We start from the raw sequence: 18785 nt of genomic DNA, 5'->3' as shown, positions 1-18785 counted from the left end.
AATGGCTCTTTACTTCCATTATACATTATTCATTGTTCATTATACATTAAGTATTAATAGTGACATTTTGAACATTCCAGCCCGCCTATATTCGCAACCTTCAGCGGTTCTTTGCTTTCTTTCTGGTGAAGAGCGACGAGCTTGTCGTAGTAGGCGTTATCTTTTGTATTTACGTCTGTCCGACGGTGGCAGTCAATACACCAGCCCATCGTCAGCGACGAACGAGCCTCAACGACTTCCATTTTTTCAATCTCGCCATGACAAGTTTGGCAGGCTACATTACCAACATTTACGTGTTGAGCATGATTGAAGTAAGCTAGGTCAGGCAAATTGTGTACCCGAACCCATTCAATAGGCCGGTTCTCTTCAATGGCGGTGTATATTTTCTGAATCTCAGGCGATTCCTTTTTGATAACACCGTGACAGTTCATACAGATGTTAGCTGCGGGAATAGTAGCGTTTTTACCCTTTTGGGCTCCTGTATGACAATAATTACAATCGATTTTGTACTGACCCGCGTGTAATTTGTGCGAATAAGCAATTGGCTGCTTAGGCGCATAACCCTGCTGAATACCTACTCCGTAGGCACCATCAATAGTTTCTTTGGCAGCTACTAACAAGAACAGCCAAATCACAATCGAACGTAGCGTAGGGTTATTGAAAGCATTGGATAACCCTGCTTTAAGCCGCTCTCCAAATGTAGAGGGGATTTGCGTACCATCTCCCAGAGAAACAGGCGTTACAGCTTTCGATAAAATATTAACAATAACGAGCAGTACGCCAAGCACCAGAAGCATAACAACTAATACAGCAACCAGTACGAACGTAAACAACTCCGAAGGCCCACCTGTTGATGCACCTGCCCCACCAGCTCCGCCAGCGTTTTTCGTATCGCTCGCCCCGGCCGCCGAAGCCGCTGCAGCAGGTTTACTAGCCTGATCGATATACGCCAGGATACCGTCAATATCAGCGTCGGATAAGCTTGGGAAGCTTGACATCTGAACTTTACCGTTGGCATTAAAAACCTGATTGGCATAAGCGTCGCCAGATGCAATAACGGCCGATGAGTTTCTAATCCATTTGTGCAACCAGTCTTTGCTTGGCGCCCGACTTTCAATTCCTTTCAGACCAGGCCCTACAACTTTTTCATCCGTTACTGCGTGGCATTGAGCACAGTTGTTCGTAAACAGGGTCTTCCCCTTCTCAGCATCGCCCCCGCCCCCTGCTGGAGCGGCAGCTGCTGGAGCTCCACCGGCTGCTGCGTCCTGAGCTTTCACCTGACTGCTGGAAACCAACAGAATCAGTGATAAAGCTAAGATCCCGCAGAGCTTGTATAAATGACTCATTTTATGAACTATATTAACTGAGTGAACCAACATAAACACTACTGCTTTTTTATTAGCGTCCAAAAGTACGACACGATTATTGTATAGGCAAAAATTGGTGTTTAGTTATTTGTGGCACGGTTTTTATTTATATTGTTTCTAATTAAGACCGTTAGATAATATAAGAGTGACCGTTGATACTTACAGACACGTCACAAAAAAATGCCATTTTACCAAAACTCAAAAGTGAGTGATAGCAAAATGGCATCTTCAGAACAACACATAAAATGAGGTTCCGAGCGGATTCGAACCGCTGTACGAGGTTTTGCAGACCTCTGCCTAGCCACTCGGCCACGGAACCTTAAGCCCACACAACCAGAGCTGCGAATTCGGGAGTGCAAAGATACGATTTTATCTGGTACAGCCAGAACGTAGTTATAAAAAAATGTCCCCGAACGTAGTTGCTCGAGGACATTCAACACTCTATATAGCTTAAATTAGTTACGACCTTCAAGCTGCTCTTTTAAGGCAGCCAGGGCGTCAAGATCGCCTAGGGTAGCACCACGTTCGGCTTGGGCCGGAGCGCTGCTAGCCTTTGCCGGAGCGGCTTTCGCAGCCTTCTCTTTAGCTGGCTCGCTCTTCTCCTGCCATGCTTTTGTGTGGGAGAGCATAATACGTTTCTCTTCTTTTGAGAACTCAGTTACTTTGAAATCAAGCGTTTCGCCAACCTCAGCGAACGTACCGTCTTCTTTCGCTAAATTCTTCAGTGAAGAGAACCCTTCGATACCATAAGGTAATTCAAGGGTCGCCATTTTATCATTTTTGCTGATAATGGTGCAACGGTGAATTGTACCAACAGCAAATACAGATTCAAATGTGTCCCATGGGTTTTCTTCGAGTTGTTTGTGACCCAAAGCCAGACGACGGTTATCAACGTCCAGTTCAAGTACAACCACTTCGAGTTCGTCACCTACTTTAATGAAGTCCGAAGGATGTTTGATTTTCTTCGTCCACGACAAATCCGATACGTGTACCAGACCATCGATACCTTCTTCCAGTTCAAGGAACAGCCCGAAGTTAGTCAGGTTACGAACCACACCTTTGTGCTTGGTGCCAACGGCATATTTAGCACGTAGTTCAGGACGAGTCCAAGGATCTTCGGTCAGTTGTTTGATGCCCAACGACATTTTGCGGTCGTTACGGTCGAGCGTCAATACCACTGCTTCTACTTCGTCACCCACTTTCAGGAACTCCTGTGGGTTACGTAGATGCTGCGACCACGACATTTCCGATACGTGGATCAGTCCTTCAACGCCCGGCATAATTTCGAGGAACGCACCGTAGTCCGCTACGTTCACAATTTTGCCTTTCACTTTCGAACCAACCTGAATATCTTCCTGAAGGGCATCCCATGGATGAGCCAGCAGTTGCTTCATACCCAGCGAAATACGCTTTTTGTCCTCATCAAAGTCAAGTACAACCACATTAACCTTCTGGTCAAGGTGAAGTACTTCAGATGGGTGACTGATACGTCCCCAGGAAATATCCGTGATGTGTAACAGACCATCTACGCCACCGAGGTCGATGAATACGCCGAAGTTGGTCATGTTTTTGATAACACCCTCCAGTACCTGGCCTTTTTCAAGGTTGTTCAGGATTTGCGTGCGTTGTGCTTCAAGGTCTTTTTCAATCAGGACTTTATGCGAGACAACGACGTTATCGTTGGCATAATTAATCTTGACGACTTTAACCTCCATTTTCTTGCCAACAAAGATGTCAAAGTCACGAATCGGTTTTACGTCGATTTGTGAACCAGGCAAGAACGCTTCTACGCTATAAATATCAACGATCAGACCACCCTTCGTCCGGCGTTTTACGAAGCCATCAATAACGAGGTCTTCATCCAGCGCTTTCTGAATTTTCTGCCATGCGGTAATAACCTTCGCTTTTTTGCGCGAAAGAACCAGCTGACCATTCGGGTCTTCCTGATTTTCTACGTAAACTTCAATTTCATCTCCCATCTTCAGATCGGGCATATCCCGAAATTCAGAAGCAGGTACCAAGCCATCCGACTTAAAGCCAATATTGAGTAATACTTCCCGGTCCGTTATCCCAACGACGGTTCCCATTACTACTTCTTTTTCTTTAACTTCCGACAACGTATTGTCGTACAGTTCCATCATCCGGTTGCGCTCCGCATCCGAATAGCCACTCCCGAACCCTTTGTTGTCTGCCCGGTCCCAATCAAATGCCGGCAGTTCGCGTTGCTGCGTTTTGCTCATAAAAAAAAGTTTCCTGACCCACTCAGTACATCAGCCCGTAGGTCAATGGCGGACTGACTTTTAGTTTGATTTTTTTTGCCCTCAAAAAAGGACTGCAAAGATAGCAATTGCTTTCGGAAAAAAGTTTCGCGGCAGGCAAAAGTCTTTGAAATAGAGGGAAAAAGGATAAAAGAGAAGAAAGGGACGAGCGAAAAAGTCGATGCCACTGGCATTCCTCTCTTCCTTTCGTCCCCTTCTTCTCTTTTATCCTTCAGTCCTTTATTGAAAAGCCTTCTCTTTTTTTGCTAAAAATGGCATCCAGCTTTGCTCTATAGACCCAGAAAATTCGCGTAAAAAAACCAGAAACGTAGGTTTAAACGGTTTCTGGCGCAGCCTCATATTCGCTTCATCGGGGGTAAAGTCTCCTTTCCTGGAGTTACAGCGTTTGCAAGCGGTGGCGAGGTTGTCCCAACTGGTTTTTCCACCCCGCGATTTAGGCATGACATGATCGAGGGTCAGATCATCCGTAGTGCCACAGTACTGGCAATGGTGACCATCTCGTTTGAAGATATTTTGCCTGGTAAGCATTACGCCTTTATAAGGCAGATTTATGTATCGATGCAGCCGAATAACTGATGGCATGGGAAACTCGGCAGAAACGGTTCGAAGCATAAATTGCTCGGATTCGGCAACAAGTTCAGCTTTATCTAAATAAACCAGCAGGAATGCTTTGGGAACGGAGCAAATGCTGAGCGCACTGTAATCTTGATTTAAGACTAATACTTTCCTACCCATAAATACGTTGAAGATGCCTCTGTACGCTAGCAAGTTACAGACTTATCCACATATCGGCAATAGTTCAGAAAAATTTAGTCACTAAGTCGATTCTCGAAATTGTAAAGGCTATCGACCGTTCACTATGGATTAACTGGACTTATCTAATATCGTTCCCGTTGCAAATCCCGTTCTACTTCGCGCTCTTTAATACTATCACGCTTGTCGTAAAGCTTTTTGCCCTTAGCCAGTGCAATTTCCAGCTTGGCAAAACCGCGTTCATTTGTAAATAGTCGGATTGGCACAATGGTTAAACCCTGGTCTTTTAGTTTTTCAGTAAGCCGACGGATTTCACGTTTTGTGAGCAGAAGTTTGCGGTCGCGGAGGGGTTCGTGATTATAATGAGTTCCCTCGGTGTAAATAGAAATGCTCATCTGCCGAATAAGAAGCTCGTCATTATGAATCAAGCAATACGAATCCTGCAAATTCACCTTTCCCTGTCGGATCGACTTTATTTCGGTGCCGGTCAGCACAATACCCGCTGTGTACGTTTCTAAAAACGAATACTCAAACGAAGCCCGACGATTTCGTATATCAACTTGTTTGACGATAGAAGCAGAAGCCATTCCTATTAATAGATGTACGACGTATGCAAAGAGCAGGTAGCCTGCATCACGTCAATGATGGGTTAATGGGCAATAAAGGTAACTGGGTAAGACAAACAACACCGGAAATTCGTGAGAGGTTTGTGAATCAACCAAAATTTATGCTCAGTAATACATAAACCCGGCTTGTGAAACGTAGCATTTCATCAAGCCGGGTTTATGTATTACTACGAAGCTCTTATTTCTTCGGTTTTACCTGGTATTCTTTGTTCAAGCCATCCAGAACGGCCTTTGTACGGTCGGCCGATGGATCGGCAAACAGAATGCCACCACCTTTGGTATAGCCCAGAACGAATTCATATTTATTCTGAGCATTTATTTTTTTCAGGTAATCGTAAATTTGGTCGTACAATTCCTTGTTTTTGTTCTGTTCTTCAACAGCCAGATTTTGTGCAGCGCGCTCGCGATACGCCAGAATATCCTGCTGTTCTTTCTGCAAGGATGCTTCTGTAGCTCGGCCCTGCTCCTGGGTCATTGTGGCGGCCCGTTGCTGGAAGAAAGCTACTTTGTTCTGAAGATTACGTCCTTTAGAAGCAAGATCATTTTCTAATTGAAAACGTTTACTTTCCAGTACTTTCTGGGTGTCTTTAAAATATTCATATTTCGTCAGTAGCGAATCTACATTGACGTACACAATGGCTTTCCCTTGTGCTTCAGCGGGTTTTTCTATAGCAGGGGCCGATTCAGGCTGACGGTCTTTAAAATGCAGGTAGTATAGAACAGCTACAGCAATTGTCAGGATGACATTCAAAATCAACGAGGCATTCTTCACAGGAAACAGATTGGTTAGTGACAAGTTTATCCCACAAAGGTAGGGGGATTTACGATTTACGACGTACGATTTGTAATTTGATTTCCAACAGCCAGCCGGGTCAGGAAGCCAGAAAGACCGGCCATCCCCCCAACCAGGCCACCTAAAACTGCGGTCACGAGTAAAGGAATGGCTGCATTTTTTGACTTAAAGAGCAATTCACTCATTCGCCCGGTAAATATTCCGTCGGTACGTATATGAATAAGTAATGCATAAGCCAGCCATATAAGAGCGATTCCGACAAAACCATACATGAAAGCTCGCTTGGCCGTTGAACTCTGCCAGAAACACACTAGAAAAGCAACGATTGCCAGGCTCCACCACGGGAGCACCAGTTGTGCGAGAAAGCTAATAATTGCGATTAAAAGAATTTGAATCATAAGATACGGCGGCCAGTCGCTTTATGTGCGGTCAAAATTTATGGTCTCTCAAGCGAATCGGTTACTTCAAAGTCATTTTCCTTTTTATCCGTGGGTGCTTATCCGCTGCAGTTTGTAAGTACAGCAACTCATTCAGTTGGCCTGTTCGCCACGTATCGAGCATATCCAGATAATATGGACTTCCCGGATTGCCCGACTGGCCACCGGGATAAACGCCATACGCTTTGGGCTGATCACCTAGCGCCACTACCATCCGCCAGGACGGTCCTGATCGTTCGTTGGTTGCATTGACAATAACATTTCCTCCACCAACATTGAGGTCAAGGACGCTAAATGCATCAACGCCAGGTAATAAGTGCCGAATATCGGTGCCTTTATGCGGGCCCCATGCCCAATTCATTCCAAGAGTTCCATGCTTTTTGGTCAGGGTATCACAGGTTGACTGAAAGCTTTGACGTAATAAATCAGGCAAGTGCTCGCGGGTAGGTGTGCCGACATTATCGAACCAGCGGGAACCCGTATCGCGTTGCATCAGTGTCAGTGTTCGGTCGAAGGTTGGGAAACGCATGGGAATTGTATCCTCTCCATCAAATTCGTCAGCCCACACCGCTTTCATAAATTGAGCCATCCATTCCGTAAAAATGGTTGGGCCCACTTCGCCTGCATCGTTATTACGTTTCCATTTCCGGAGAATTTGCAGCGCCTTCTGCTGATCCTGGGTAAAACCTTGTTCTGATAGCTTAGCTAGAATAACGGGCAGCGCATCAGCAGCCCTAATATTATAGGTATCATTCTGAAGTTGGCGCAAACTGTCGGTAGTGGCTCGCTGCATTGTCGTAAGCCGTTGATTAATACGGTGCCCACGTTCATATGGAGCGAACTGCCAGTTGATATAATAAGGATACGTCGGATCGGTAGAAAACTGATTGGCAGAACTCACAAAACCACGTGGTGGATTTTTCACGAGCGGATTCTGATCGGCGGGAATAAACCCGTGCCAGTCATTCACTGGATCAGTACCATCTAACAAAAACTTGCCTTGATCTTTCCATTTCAATGGAAAACGGCCATTTGGTGAGATGGCTATATCGTTTTCATTGTCAGCAAATATAAAATTCTGTGCAGGGGCTACGTAGTAAGCCAGTGCTTTCCGATACTCAGTAAAGTTTTTGGCACGATTCAATAGATAAAAGCATCGCATTTCGTTCGACGGTTCATGAGCTATCCAACGGGCAGCATAGCCCACCGGAATACTCGGCCGAAATGGCTTGGCTTTAGGCTCGTAAACCAAAGGACCATGATGCGTATAATAGACCGTATCAATTACATCCGGTTGTCCTTTTACCTTAATTGTCTCAATCCGGCGCCGGACTGCCTTCCACTGATTATTATGCCAGTATTCCTGCCGGGACGCATCCCGGAATTTTATGGCGTAAAAATCAAGTACATCGGCGCCAACGTTGGTGACACCCCAGGCAACGTTTTTATTAAACCCTATAATAACATTCGGGGCCCCTGGCAACGATGCGCCATACACATTAACTGTCGGAGAAACCAGCTGAATCTGGTACCAGATTGAGGGCAAGCTCAAGGTTAGATGTGGGTCGTTTGCCAGAATAGGGTGCCCGGAGGCCGACTTTTGAGGCCCGACAGCCCAGTTGTTAGAGCCGATTTCGGGATTAGCGCGGTTAGGGGGCGTACCAAATCCCGGTGCCGACAACGCCACAAGGTTACCCAGTAAACTGTCTTTAGGGGGTGCAGGTATTGGTAAAGGCTTAAAATCCCATTGCGTACCAACGGGGATAATTGGATCTTCGTGAACAGGATAATCGGGGAATAAATCTGTCGTAATCGCTTTACCGTATTTCTTTAAAATGTTGCTCATGAGCAGATCATCGGCTCCTCCGGCGAGCGTACTACTCATTTGCTTCAGCAGTAAGGCACACTTGAGGGGCGTCCAGGGCTCGGGTGCATAGCCCAGCAACTTGTATTCAATTGGGTACTGTGCGGGCGAAAGTTGTTTGATCCATGCGTTAACACCAGCCGTATACGCTTCGAGCGCTTCACGCGTACCGGCATCACTCTCCATACCCTTCAGCGTTTGTTCGGCTCCGTACACCATTCCCAAATGCCTGTTGAACCGGTCGAGTTCTAAAGCTTTATCGCCAACAATTTCGGATACTCGTCCAGCGGCTGCATGGGTTTGAAATTCCATTTGCCAAAGCCGGTCGCGTGCTGTCAGGAAGCCCTGTGCGAAATACATATCGTGGTCGTTCTGGGCAAACACGTGCGGCACAGCGTGATCATCAAACAATACAGTAACCGGCGCTTGCGTACCACTAACTGTTACGTTCTCATCCTCGTTGTTTACCGATTCAGCATTTTGCCAAAAGCCAACAAAAGGGCTGATTAAGGATCCAAAAGCCGGGATGCCGCCCCACGGCCGGTTCAACCCCCAAATTAGTAGTAAGGTTAATAATGATACGGCAATAGCCTTTGTAGAACGCATAATGACAAATTCAAATCACAATGATTTGTATAGACAAAATTTCTTTTGGATTTATCAAATAAAAAACATTCACCTAAGAGTACCAAAAATCCTTTTCATACTCCTGCAATATAAACCCTGTTGTAGTTGTAACTAACTATTCGCCAAGCCTATACAATTTGAATTAATAATAACTTTGCCAATTTAAGAAACAGTATTTTTGATCCCTCTTTCGCTCTACTTGTACATGCGGTTCAATGTTTTATTACTAGCACTGGCATGTCTTGGCCTTACCCAACCCGTATTTGATCTGGAAGGACACCGTGGTTGCCGGGGGCTAATGCCAGAAAATACCATACCTGCTTTTCTAAAAGCGCTCGATCTCGGCGTTACTACGCTCGAAATGGACGTAGTGATTAGCAAGGATAATCAGGTTGTCGTTTCGCATGATCCTTACTTCAGCGCAGCATTCAGCAGTACGCCGGATGGTCGGCCAGTTGATAAAAAAGAGCAAAAAAAGCTGGTTCTCTACCAAATGAACTACGATGAAATCAAGCGTTATGAGGTAGGGGCAAACGGTAATTCAGCTTATCCGGAACAACAAAAAATTAAGGCCTATAAACCACTACTGAGCGAGGTAATTAAGCAGATTGAAACGTATCGGACAGCTAAAAATCTGCCTTTTTTCGCGTACAACATAGAAATTAAAAGTGAAGCATCGGAGTACAACAGAAGCCAGCCTGACCCACCTGCCTTCTGCAATCTTGTGCAAAATGTACTTAAGAAACATTTATTGGCTGAAGGCCGTAATTCAGACCGGCTTATTATTCAAAGCTTTGACTTTGCCGTTTTGAAACACTGGAAACAACAGGCCGATGCAGGCAGGTATCCGAAAGTGAGGTTATCTGCTCTAGTTGAAAATATACGCAGCCCTGAGAAAAATATTGAAGAACTTGGCTTTAAGCCGGATATATACAGCCCGTATTTTCGGCTAATAAATCAGGCTAAAATCGCTAGACTTCATGCCCAATCAATTAAGGTTATTCCCTGGACAGTGAACCAACTTAATGATATGAAACGCCTGAAAGAATGGGGAGTTGATGGATTAATTACTGACTATCCGGACCGGGCAAATGGTTTGTAAAAACTAATTACTACTTTCGTAAGTTTCCTGAACTAGCCAATTCTATCTCACTGGCTTATGTGACTTGTGGCTTTATGACCCTGCTTAATACCACACTAAAATGGCTCTTACAACGGCGAATGCCACGTATCGAGGCAATGATGCAACACCCCGGTGCGGTGCAGCAAAAGGTCTTTTCGCAACTCATCCGGGCTGGCCGACGAACCGAATGGGGGAAAAAGTACGGCTATAAATCCATCCAGAACATTCGCGATTTTCAACAGCAGGTACCGGTATCGAGCTATGAAGATCTGTTTCCGTACATTGAACGGGTCATGAAAGGCGAAAGTAAAGTGCTTTGGCCTTCACCTGTTCGATGGTTCGCTAAGTCGTCAGGAACGACCAATGCGCGCAGCAAATTCATTCCCGTTACGACTGAGTCACTCGACGAAAGCCATTTTAAAGGTGGCAAGGATATGATGGCTCTCTACGTAATGAATAACCCCGATAGCCGGGCTTTCGAAGGCAAGGGGCTTTCGATCGGCGGGAGTTTGCATGCCAATCCATACAGTACCAATAGTGCAGCCGGAGACGTATCGGCTGTTGTCATGAAGAACCTCCCAAGCTGGGCACAGTACATTCGAACGCCTTCCATCGACGTAGCGCTTATGGACGAATGGGAGACTAAGCTGGAGCGCATGGCTGAGATTACATCGCAGGAGAACGTAACAAGCATGCTGGGCGTACCAACCTGGGGATTGGTGCTTATTGACAAAATCCTGGCCCAAACAGGGAAATCGAATATTCTGGAAGTGTGGCCAAATTTTGAGGTAATGATGCATGGCGCGGTTAACTTTCAACCCTATCGTGAATTGTTTCAGCAGCAGATTTTCCCGTCAAAAACCGTTCGGTATCAGGAGATTTATAACGCTTCAGAAGGCTTTTTCGCTATTCAGGATGATCTGACACGTGTTGGGGAAATGCTGCTGATGCTCGACTATGGAATTTTTTATGAGTTTGTGCCGATCAACGAAGCTGACCAGCCCTACCCGAAAGCATTGACCATTGACGAAGTCGAGTTAGACAAAAATTATGCTCTGATCGTATCGACCAATGGTGGATTGTGGCGCTATAAAATTGGCGATACAGTCCGCTTTACGTCACTTTACCCGCATCGGTTAAAAGTAAGCGGTCGTACCAAGCATTTTATCAATGTTTTTGGCGAAGAAGTGATCGTTGAAAATGCCGAAACAGCCATTACCCGTGCCTGCGAAGCTACGGGAGCTGTTATAGCCGATTATACAGCCGGTCCAATCTATATGAGTAACGGTGTTAATGGTTGCCATGAATGGGTAATCGAGTTTGCCCACGAACCCGACAGCCAGCAACGCTTTAACCAGATTCTAGACGAAACACTACGGCAGGTCAACTCTGATTACGATGCAAAGCGCTACAACGACATAGTGCTCAAACGACCACGAATTCATGTCGTGCAACCCGGTACGTTCTATGCCTGGATGAAGCAACGAGGCAAATTAGGCGGTCAGCACAAAGTACCTCGACTGGCAAACTCGCGCGAATACCTGGACGATATTCTGGGACGGGTCCTCGAACTTTAAAACAACATCGAAAAGATTAGCGGTTCGCTTCAGAAACCCAGTGAAACTGCCGTTCGGTAAGCTGGAAATGCCGTTTTTGGCGTTTTAGCGTTACTAGCACCGAATCATCCCGAATTTTTCCACGTAAGGCGATGTGGTTAGTGTCTGGCATGACGTAATTCATGGTAAACAGCGCCGAAGTATCTGAAGCGAATTTTTTAAAAGCAATGGTGTGTTTTAGGGTATCGAACGTATAGCTAAAATAGCCGCGCCGATACCTCTGACGAAATAGTGTATCAGCGGTTTGTATGCTTCCTGAGCTATTTGCCTCAAAAATTACGTCCTTCCAGCGCAAACTGTCTGCTGCATTTCCCTTAAACTGATCGACTGAGAAAATTCCAGTTGTCAATTTTGGGGGAGATGCACCCTGATCAAACGCAATCGCAAACTCGTATAAGGGCTTTATCAGAAACAAACCAATAAAGACAATTTTCAGCCCGATTTGGGCCAGCCTCATTTGTTTTGTAGGTAATCCGATACGTTGAACGGGTTGAACAGCTTTGTTAAAAACGAAAAAGTTAAGCAATCGCTGTGCATCACCTAATAGCAGAAAATTACTGAGCAGAAATAAATGGATTGAGAACAGCTTTACCGGAATATCGTAACACAGATTCAACATCATTACGTTGAGGAATATACTTGCCGCTACAAAGGCCCCCAGCGTACTTGTTCGGCGGTACAGCAGTAGAAGTCCGGCTATAAACTCAACTGCTCCCGAAAAGAACTGGTACGGGCCTGAATACCCGATAAAATACCAGGACAGACGCATTGGCAGAAAATCTCCTAAGGGAGTAGCCAGAGCACTCAACGGCGGAAAAATCATTTGCTGACCAAATAATTTAATGATACCGTAAAACAGCGCATGCATGGCAACGTAATACCTGATAATTACCAGAAGCCAGTAGTAGGCCGTGTTGTAATTTTTACGTTTGTCAGCAATCGTCCAGATAAGTGTTCCAACTGTCGCGGTAATGAGCAGAAAGCGTAAGTGGGCGTAGTGATACGATGTGTCGCCACTGCCATTGGGTGGCATCCGCTCTGAGTGAATCTGGAGAATGTACTCATTGGCCATATTCACTAACCAGGTCTCTGCTATGTCATAATATTCCCCAATCTGCCCAAACAGAGGTACATTACCTAGCCAGGTCAACGGCGATATGTATAAAAGCGCGTAAATACAGCAAAAACGGAATAGCATTTTTCGCCATAGGGGCCACTCTGTGGAAGTACCTATTACACTGTTTGGCAATGACGGTTGGATGGATGTAAGGAGGGTCATGTTTTGGTGGATGTGTCAGCTAAAAATAGCTTAGAAACAGGCAACAATCATCAACTTTTTAGTGTGCGTTAATACTCTATCCGTCTTATCAGGCATTCGATAGTTCATGCAGGTCGCTAACTTTGTATCGAACGAACCTGTTTAACAAGCTGTTTCTTAATTAGTCGCCATCACAAAGGAATTAAGAGGAATCCGGCTGGCCCATTACTTATTGACCCAATGAAGTCTTTCGATATACCTGAGTATTACCGCAGTAGCATCATTACGCCCCTGAAAGAATTTCGGCGGAAGCATGATAAACTAAAGCGAGATTTCACACCTACTCTTCTCGATTTTGGGCCGGTACGGTTGTTGATAGCACGCCATTTCGGGTTCTGTTATGGTGTCGAAAATGCGGTCGAAATTGCGTACAAAGCCATTGCGGAAAATCCGGATAAACGCATTTTCCTGCTTAGTGAAATGATTCACAACCCCGACGTAAATAATGACTTGCAGGAACGCGGGGTGCGTTTTGTTATGGATACCAGTGGTCGGCAGTTGACGCCCTGGTCTGAGCTTAAACCTGACGACGTAATCATTATTCCAGCTTTTGGAACAACCCTGGAAACACAGAATCAGTTAGCTTCGCTGGGGCTGGATGTCGCTAAATATGATACGACCTGTCCTTTTGTCGAGAAGGTATGGAATAAAGCCGGGCAAATTGGCCAGAAAAATTACACGGTGGTCGTGCATGGCAAACCAAGTCACGAAGAAACCCGTGCTACGTTCTCTCACAGCAAGGAAGTAACGCCGACGGTGGTGGTTAAAGACATGCAACAGGCGCAGCAACTGGCCAAATACATTACGGGTGAGCTGCCCGCTGACCAGTTCTACACTGAATTTGCGAATCAGTTTTCGGTGGGTTTCGACGTTACACGAAATTTAGACCGTATCGGCGTTGTTAATCAGACCACAATGCTAGCTTCTGATACACAGGGCATTGCTGACTATTTAAAGCAGGTTATGATTCAGAAGTATAAGCTGGTAGGCAGTGAAGTTGACAATCATTTTGCCAACACCCGCGATACGTTGTGCTATGCAACCAACGATAACCAGGATGCTACGTATGCTTTATTGACCTACCCGGCGGATTTTGCGATTGTAGCGGGCGGCTATAATTCGTCCAACACATCTCATATCGTTGAACTTTGTGAAGAAAAGCTTCCCACCTATTTTATTGAATCGGAGCAGAAAATTCTGACAGACAAGCTCATTCGACACTACGATAGTCACGCCCGCCAGGAAATCGTAACTGAAAATTTCATTCCAGACAAGCAGCCAGTTACGATATCGCTTACATGCGGAGCTTCCTGTCCGGATGCTGTTGTTGAGGGTATTCTGCTCAAACTAGTGAGCTTTTTCCCGGATGTAAGACCAGTTGGTGAAGTTATTGCCAACGTAATGCAATCATAAACCCGCTATTGCGGCTTGTACAGAACCTCACAGCAGCTCTTACTGGACCCGTACGGTTATTTCACGGCTTTCGTTATGAAGCTGATCCAGTGCAGTCACCGCATACACGTACTTCTTTGCTGGATCAGCATTCCTGTCCAAAAAATGCGTTGTCGTTCCGCCGATGCATTTTGCTACAATACAACGGGGGTCATTTAGCCGAATGCGCGGCCGCTGGCCCTCAAAACGATAAACAAGGTAGGTGTTTGCTTCATCGCCATCCGCTGCTTCATCTGGCTTCTGCCATGACAAGTCAACACCGTCGGCTGTCATAACGGCTTTTATACTATGGGGCGGTAATGGGGGAATACTATCCAGCCAGGGCATTGTTGGAACCAGCGCCAGATGGCGGTAGAAATTATTCTGCAAGGAATCGCGAATAGCTAATGGATTGGTTTTCAGATTTCGGGCGCTAAAAAACACACTACCCAACACACCGCGCTGTAGCCGGTTATAGCGCATCTGGTCGGGAAACTCAGTAGCTCGCCACCAGCCTGGATCGCGTTCGGAGCCGCGGCCAACCCGATAAGCTCCGTGTCCAATGTACAACTGACAGGTGCTGCTTGTACAGGTTCGTGTCCACCAGTCAACTAAGGTCTTATAGGGAGCCCGACTAAACGCAGAACTGAAATAAACCTGCGGGACGATGTAATCGATCAGGCCATCACGTATCCACTTTCGGGTATCGGCATAAATATCGTAATACGATTGTCCGCCATTGGTAGCTGACCCTTCAGGATCATTCGTCTGATTTTTCCAGATACCAAACGGACTGATACCAAATTTTATCCAGGGCTTGTTGGCCCGAATTGAGTCGCGCAGTTCAGCAACGAGTTTATTAACGTTATCCCGTCGCCAGTCGCCTTTGGTCATACCAATATTGTACATTCGGTACGTCCCATCATCCGCCAATGTTTGCCCGGCTTCGGCATATGGATAAAAATAATCGTCGAAATGGATGCCGTCAACGTCATACTCACGTACTACGTTGGCAACAACACCAGCGATGTATGACCGAACGGCCGGAATACCAAGGTTGAATAACTTACGACCGCCATAAGTCAGCATCCATTCAGGCTTACGGTAAACAATGTTGGTAGGTGCAATACTGGCTGTTTTGCTATAAGTTGCCCGGTCCAGATTAAACCACGCATGAAATTCCAGGCCGCGCTGGTGCGCCTGTTCAATCATAAACTCCAGTGGATCATAGAAAGGCTCCGGAGCTAGCCCCTGCTTTCCGGTAAGCCACTCCGACCACGGTTCTGAGCTTTTCGCATAAAACGCATCGGCAGCTGACCGAATTTGTACAACAACGGCATTAAGCCCCATTTGCTGATGCTGATCGAACATGGTTACCAGCTCGCGTTGTTGATCGGCTACAGGCAATCCTTTCCGGCTTGGCCAGTCAAGATTATCAATTGTTGCAATCCAAACGGCCCGAAATTCTCGTTTGGGCGGAGGTGGCGTCAGATCAGTAACCTCGTCAAAAGCGAGCGTATCAACAGGAATTGGTTCAGGCGTAGGAATTATGGGCCTTTGTGGAGCTGGCTTAACAGCTACTGGTTTTGTCGGTTCGGGTTTAGGCGCTGTTGCTGGGGCGGATCGGACGGGAGGCCGCTGTACAACCACTGGCTTATTTCGGCGGCAGCTATTGTCTAGCAAAACAACAAACAACAAAATAAAATAGGGAATGGAACGCATCCGTGGCAACAGGTTAATCAACAAAAATAAAAACAGAATAGGATACCCGGAAGAGTTATTTACTGACCTTCTTGCTGTAAACTCTAATTTCTTTGCCGGTAGGAAATTAATACTTCTACTAAACGTAAATCAGTAAATATTCTGTGTATTCCTGTCTGTTTGTTGCTTCACTTCACAAATAGTCACCCGTTCTTGACGTCTTAAAGTCTCAGAGTCATTTGGTACCTAGTTATTTTTACTAAATAATGTGCCGAATAATGCGTTAATACACAGAGTTTGTTTTGCCTTTTGCGAAATTTCATGTTTTTTTAAGAATTTTCTATCGCAAAAGATGGTAGCTTTGCACACTCATGTAATTTAGATTTAACAGATTATTTTACGCTATATGTCGAGCCACAAGTTAGATCAGATAGATCGCAATGTATTAGAAATACTGCAAGCCAACGCCAAAATCACCAACGCTCAGCTTTCCAAAGAAATTGGCCTTTCGCCCGCTCCAACGCTGGAACGCGTGAAAAAACTCGAAACATCGGGTATTATTCAAAGTTACCATGCCCAGTTAAGCCGGGAGAAAATCGGTTTGGGGGTTACTACGTTTGTTATGGTTACACTCGTAGGGCATAAAAAGGATACGACTATGTCATTTGTCGACAGAGTTAATGAGATTCCAGAGATTATCGAGTGCCATCACATTACCGGATCTGGCGACTTTCTGCTGAAAGTCATCTCGAAAGATATTTCATCCTATCAGGCATTAATGCTCGATGTTATCAATGAGATCGACGAAGTAGCCAACACGCAGACAATGGTGATCATGTCTACGTTCAAAGAAAGTAAAGTACTGCCTATTCCCTGATAATGATGAATTATGAATGATAAATGATGCAATTTTATCGTCAACTCATCATTTATCATTCATAATTCATCATTTACTCTCTCCGCTTCCGGCGTTCTTCTCTCCTCGCCTTCTTTGCGTCGTCTAATGCTTTTTTAGCCTCCTTGTACTGAGTCGATTTGCGCTCAGCTTTGTCCATTACTTCCTTGAAGTACGTCTGGGCGAGATCGTAATTCTTTTCTTCGGTTGCAATTTTGGCTAAGCCCAGAACCGATGACCAATAATAGCCCGCATTGGTTGAATTCGTCTGCTTGGCAAAATCGACCGACAGTTGATAATACTTTTTGGCCTCCGGCAGGTTTTTATAGAACAGCTGATTAATGTAAGCGAGGATATAAGCCGCTGTTCGTCCGCTTACCGCTTCGTAGCCTGACTGGGTTCGTTCTATCTTAGCCAACAAGTCTTTTGAGATTCGTTCGGCTTCATTCAGTCGTCCTGTTACAAAGGCAGATCGAGCATAGTACCGCTCAAAAAACGGATTATCCGGATACTGTTCATGCATGTATTTCGATAACTCGTACGCTTTATCGTACTGGTTCTCCATACTATAGATCTGAACCAGAAAATAGCGTGCTTCCACCCGAGTGTAAAACGCCGAATTTGCCGTTTTCTCCAACTCCTTGATGCCGTTTACTTTGTTTCCCTTTGGAAAAAACATCAGGATAGGTTTCAGCAAGGGATAATTTTCGGGAATCCACTGGGCGTAATAATCATACATGCCATCGCCAAACAGCAGCTCAGGGCTGAAGTCGGCATTTCCCTTACATTTCTCGAAGTATTTTAAGGCGTTCTTACCAGCAAAGGTCGCCTTGGTCCATTTTTTTCGCTCCGAATAAAGCCGTCCTTTAAAAGCATAGGCAGCCGCCAGAAAAAACGACGGTTCAAGCTTGTTATCGCTTTCGTCGTAGAGCTTTTCGGCCAGCGTAATGGTCGTATCCATTAAGGCCAGGCAACGATCATCGTAATCCGTTACGTCCGTATTGGGTACGATCTTCCACCACTCAGCCAGCCCCATCAGAAAATAAGGCATTGGGTGCTTCGGGTAACGTACCCGCAACCACCGAAACTCTTTATCAGCATCGTAGAACTTATAGTTATACATCTGATTGATAGCCTCGGCCGACTCAAGCTGAACGCCGGGATGCTTCAGCAATCCATCATATTTCTTATCAAAAGCCGACGGATCATACAGTTGGGCTTGCGCTAAAACAGCTAATCCCGCGAACCAAACCGTCAACAACAGTTTCTTCATTTGTTAAAAAGAGCTTTATCAGTATATCAACGCAAACGAATGGCAGACCGTTTACCAACCTGTATTTTTCCCGCATTTTTTTGTCCGCACTCTCATTGTCAACGTATCTTTGACGCCACGCAGACGCTGATATGATAACTATTAAAGATAAAACATTCGTCCCCTTTATTGCTTCCGAAGCAATACAAACCCGGATTCGGGAACTAGCCGAACAGATTAATAAAGAATATGCTGGCAAACAGCCACTTCTGGTTGTTATTCTCAACGGGGCCTTTCTGTTCGCAGCTGATCTGGCCAAACACCTTACAATTCCCTGTGAAATCACATTTCTTCGGGTATCGTCTTATAAAGGCACAGCGTCAACGGGTCAGCTTAAAGAAGTTTTAGGACTTACCGAGCCAGTTACCGACCGCGACTTAATTGTTATTGAAGATATTGTCGATACGGGCAAAACGCTTTACGATATATGCAATCAGCTTCAGGCGCAGGGTCCGTCGTCGTTAGCTATCGCTACGTTGTTATACAAACCAGAAGCTATACAACAGCCGCTTGATTTGCAATACGTTGGCTTTGAGATAGAAAATCGTTTTGTACTAGGCTATGGTCTCGATTATGACGGTCTGGGCCGGAATACGCCTGATATTCTTGTATTGGAATAATTGGTTTAAATTCAGTCCATTAA

At 45.5% G+C, this 18785-nt stretch carries 15 protein-coding genes and 1 tRNA gene; 5 read left to right on the top strand and 11 right to left on the bottom strand.

What is annotated here, in order from left to right; translation table 11 throughout:
* Window positions 1-53: 53 nt before the first annotated feature.
* From LN737_RS05420 to LN737_RS05385, 8 genes are all read right to left on the bottom strand, one after another.
* Window positions 54-1379 (bottom strand): c-type cytochrome, encoded by a 1326-nt coding sequence (locus tag LN737_RS05420; protein ID WP_405516893.1) that lies wholly within the window; start codon window positions 1377-1379, stop codon window positions 54-56.
* Between the two features lie 236 nt (window positions 1380-1615).
* Window positions 1616-1686 (bottom strand) — tRNA-Cys (locus LN737_RS05415).
* Between the two features lie 136 nt (window positions 1687-1822).
* Window positions 1823-3607, bottom strand: coding sequence for a 30S ribosomal protein S1 (rpsA, locus tag LN737_RS05410; protein WP_405516891.1), 1785 nt, complete (start codon window positions 3605-3607; stop codon window positions 1823-1825).
* 258 nt (window positions 3608-3865) lie between these two features.
* Window positions 3866-4381: an HNH endonuclease gene (locus LN737_RS05405; RefSeq protein ID WP_405516890.1), complete on the bottom strand. Its 516-nt coding sequence runs from the start codon at window positions 4379-4381 to the stop codon at window positions 3866-3868.
* A gap of 143 nt (window positions 4382-4524) precedes the next feature.
* Window positions 4525-4986, bottom strand: a complete 462-nt coding sequence (gene smpB, locus LN737_RS05400; RefSeq protein WP_405516888.1) for an SsrA-binding protein SmpB — start codon at window positions 4984-4986, stop codon at window positions 4525-4527.
* Between the two features lie 217 nt (window positions 4987-5203).
* Entirely contained in the window at window positions 5204-5797 is a 594-nt protein-coding gene (locus tag LN737_RS05395) for an OmpH family outer membrane protein (RefSeq protein WP_405516886.1), read from the bottom strand.
* A gap of 56 nt (window positions 5798-5853) precedes the next feature.
* Window positions 5854-6216 carry a hypothetical protein gene (locus LN737_RS05390; RefSeq protein WP_405516885.1) on the bottom strand — a complete coding sequence of 121 codons (363 nt, stop codon included), beginning with the start codon at window positions 6214-6216 and terminating at the stop codon, window positions 5854-5856.
* A gap of 61 nt (window positions 6217-6277) precedes the next feature.
* Entirely contained in the window at window positions 6278-8725 is a 2448-nt protein-coding gene (locus tag LN737_RS05385; protein ID WP_405516884.1) for a penicillin acylase family protein, read from the bottom strand.
* Between the two features lie 226 nt (window positions 8726-8951).
* On the opposite strand from LN737_RS05385, the gene LN737_RS05380 reads away from it, so the two are divergent.
* Together LN737_RS05380 and LN737_RS05375 are read left to right on the top strand one after the other, a co-directional pair.
* Window positions 8952-9848 (top strand): glycerophosphodiester phosphodiesterase family protein, encoded by an 897-nt coding sequence (locus LN737_RS05380; protein ID WP_405516882.1) that lies wholly within the window; start codon window positions 8952-8954, stop codon window positions 9846-9848.
* A 74-nt stretch (window positions 9849-9922) separates the two neighbouring features.
* Window positions 9923-11446, top strand: a complete 1524-nt coding sequence (locus LN737_RS05375) for a GH3 auxin-responsive promoter family protein (protein ID WP_405516880.1) — start codon at window positions 9923-9925, stop codon at window positions 11444-11446.
* Between the two features lie 16 nt (window positions 11447-11462).
* On the opposite strand, the gene LN737_RS05370 is transcribed toward LN737_RS05375, so the two are convergent.
* Window positions 11463-12635, bottom strand: a complete 1173-nt coding sequence (locus LN737_RS05370; RefSeq protein ID WP_405516878.1) for a hypothetical protein — start codon at window positions 12633-12635, stop codon at window positions 11463-11465.
* A gap of 348 nt (window positions 12636-12983) precedes the next feature.
* Between LN737_RS05370 and LN737_RS05365 the strand changes: the two genes are divergently transcribed.
* Window positions 12984-14216 carry a 4-hydroxy-3-methylbut-2-enyl diphosphate reductase gene (locus LN737_RS05365; RefSeq protein ID WP_405516876.1) on the top strand — a complete coding sequence of 411 codons (1233 nt, stop codon included), beginning with the start codon at window positions 12984-12986 and terminating at the stop codon, window positions 14214-14216.
* Between the two features lie 39 nt (window positions 14217-14255).
* Here the strand turns inward: LN737_RS05365 and LN737_RS05360 are convergent, their stop codons facing one another.
* Window positions 14256-15956 (bottom strand): glycoside hydrolase family 10 protein, encoded by a 1701-nt coding sequence (locus LN737_RS05360; protein WP_405516874.1) that lies wholly within the window; start codon window positions 15954-15956, stop codon window positions 14256-14258.
* Window positions 15957-16341: 385 nt separating this feature from the next.
* Between LN737_RS05360 and LN737_RS05355 the strand changes: the two genes are divergently transcribed.
* Complete coding sequence (locus LN737_RS05355; protein WP_405516872.1) at window positions 16342-16812, top strand: Lrp/AsnC family transcriptional regulator; 471 nt, start codon at window positions 16342-16344, stop codon at window positions 16810-16812.
* A gap of 73 nt (window positions 16813-16885) precedes the next feature.
* Here the strand turns inward: LN737_RS05355 and LN737_RS05350 are convergent, their stop codons facing one another.
* Window positions 16886-18103 (bottom strand): tetratricopeptide repeat protein, encoded by a 1218-nt coding sequence (locus tag LN737_RS05350; RefSeq protein WP_405516871.1) that lies wholly within the window; start codon window positions 18101-18103, stop codon window positions 16886-16888.
* 131 nt (window positions 18104-18234) lie between these two features.
* On the opposite strand from LN737_RS05350, the gene hpt reads away from it, so the two are divergent.
* Window positions 18235-18762, top strand: a complete 528-nt coding sequence (gene hpt / locus LN737_RS05345) for a hypoxanthine phosphoribosyltransferase (RefSeq protein WP_405516869.1) — start codon at window positions 18235-18237, stop codon at window positions 18760-18762.
* The last annotated feature ends 23 nt before the right edge of the window (window positions 18763-18785 follow it).

Origin of the sequence: Spirosoma sp. KNUC1025 (genome assembly GCF_045160025.1) — a bacterium.
Lineage (GTDB): Bacteria > Bacteroidota > Bacteroidia > Cytophagales > Spirosomataceae > Spirosoma.
This window is presented reverse-complemented; position numbering and strand designations above follow the sequence as displayed.

Coding starts and splice junctions, on each gene's coding strand:
- LN737_RS05355 (WP_405516872.1), top strand. CDS start 16,342: ATGTCGAGCCACAAGTTAGATCAGATAGATCGCAATGTATTAGAAATA.
- LN737_RS05385 (WP_405516884.1), bottom strand. CDS start 8,725: ATGCGTTCTACAAAGGCTATTGCCGTATCATTATTAACCTTACTACTA.
- hpt (WP_405516869.1), top strand. CDS start 18,235: ATGATAACTATTAAAGATAAAACATTCGTCCCCTTTATTGCTTCCGAA.
- LN737_RS05390 (WP_405516885.1), bottom strand. CDS start 6,216: ATGATTCAAATTCTTTTAATCGCAATTATTAGCTTTCTCGCACAACTG.
- LN737_RS05350 (WP_405516871.1), bottom strand. CDS start 18,103: ATGAAGAAACTGTTGTTGACGGTTTGGTTCGCGGGATTAGCTGTTTTA.
- LN737_RS05380 (WP_405516882.1), top strand. CDS start 8,952: ATGCGGTTCAATGTTTTATTACTAGCACTGGCATGTCTTGGCCTTACC.
- LN737_RS05365 (WP_405516876.1), top strand. CDS start 12,984: ATGAAGTCTTTCGATATACCTGAGTATTACCGCAGTAGCATCATTACG.
- LN737_RS05420 (WP_405516893.1), bottom strand. CDS start 1,379: ATGTTGGTTCACTCAGTTAATATAGTTCATAAAATGAGTCATTTATAC.
- LN737_RS05375 (WP_405516880.1), top strand. CDS start 9,923: ATGACCCTGCTTAATACCACACTAAAATGGCTCTTACAACGGCGAATG.
- LN737_RS05360 (WP_405516874.1), bottom strand. CDS start 15,956: ATGCGTTCCATTCCCTATTTTATTTTGTTGTTTGTTGTTTTGCTAGAC.
- smpB (WP_405516888.1), bottom strand. CDS start 4,986: ATGGCTTCTGCTTCTATCGTCAAACAAGTTGATATACGAAATCGTCGG.
- LN737_RS05405 (WP_405516890.1), bottom strand. CDS start 4,381: ATGGGTAGGAAAGTATTAGTCTTAAATCAAGATTACAGTGCGCTCAGC.
- rpsA (WP_405516891.1), bottom strand. CDS start 3,607: ATGAGCAAAACGCAGCAACGCGAACTGCCGGCATTTGATTGGGACCGG.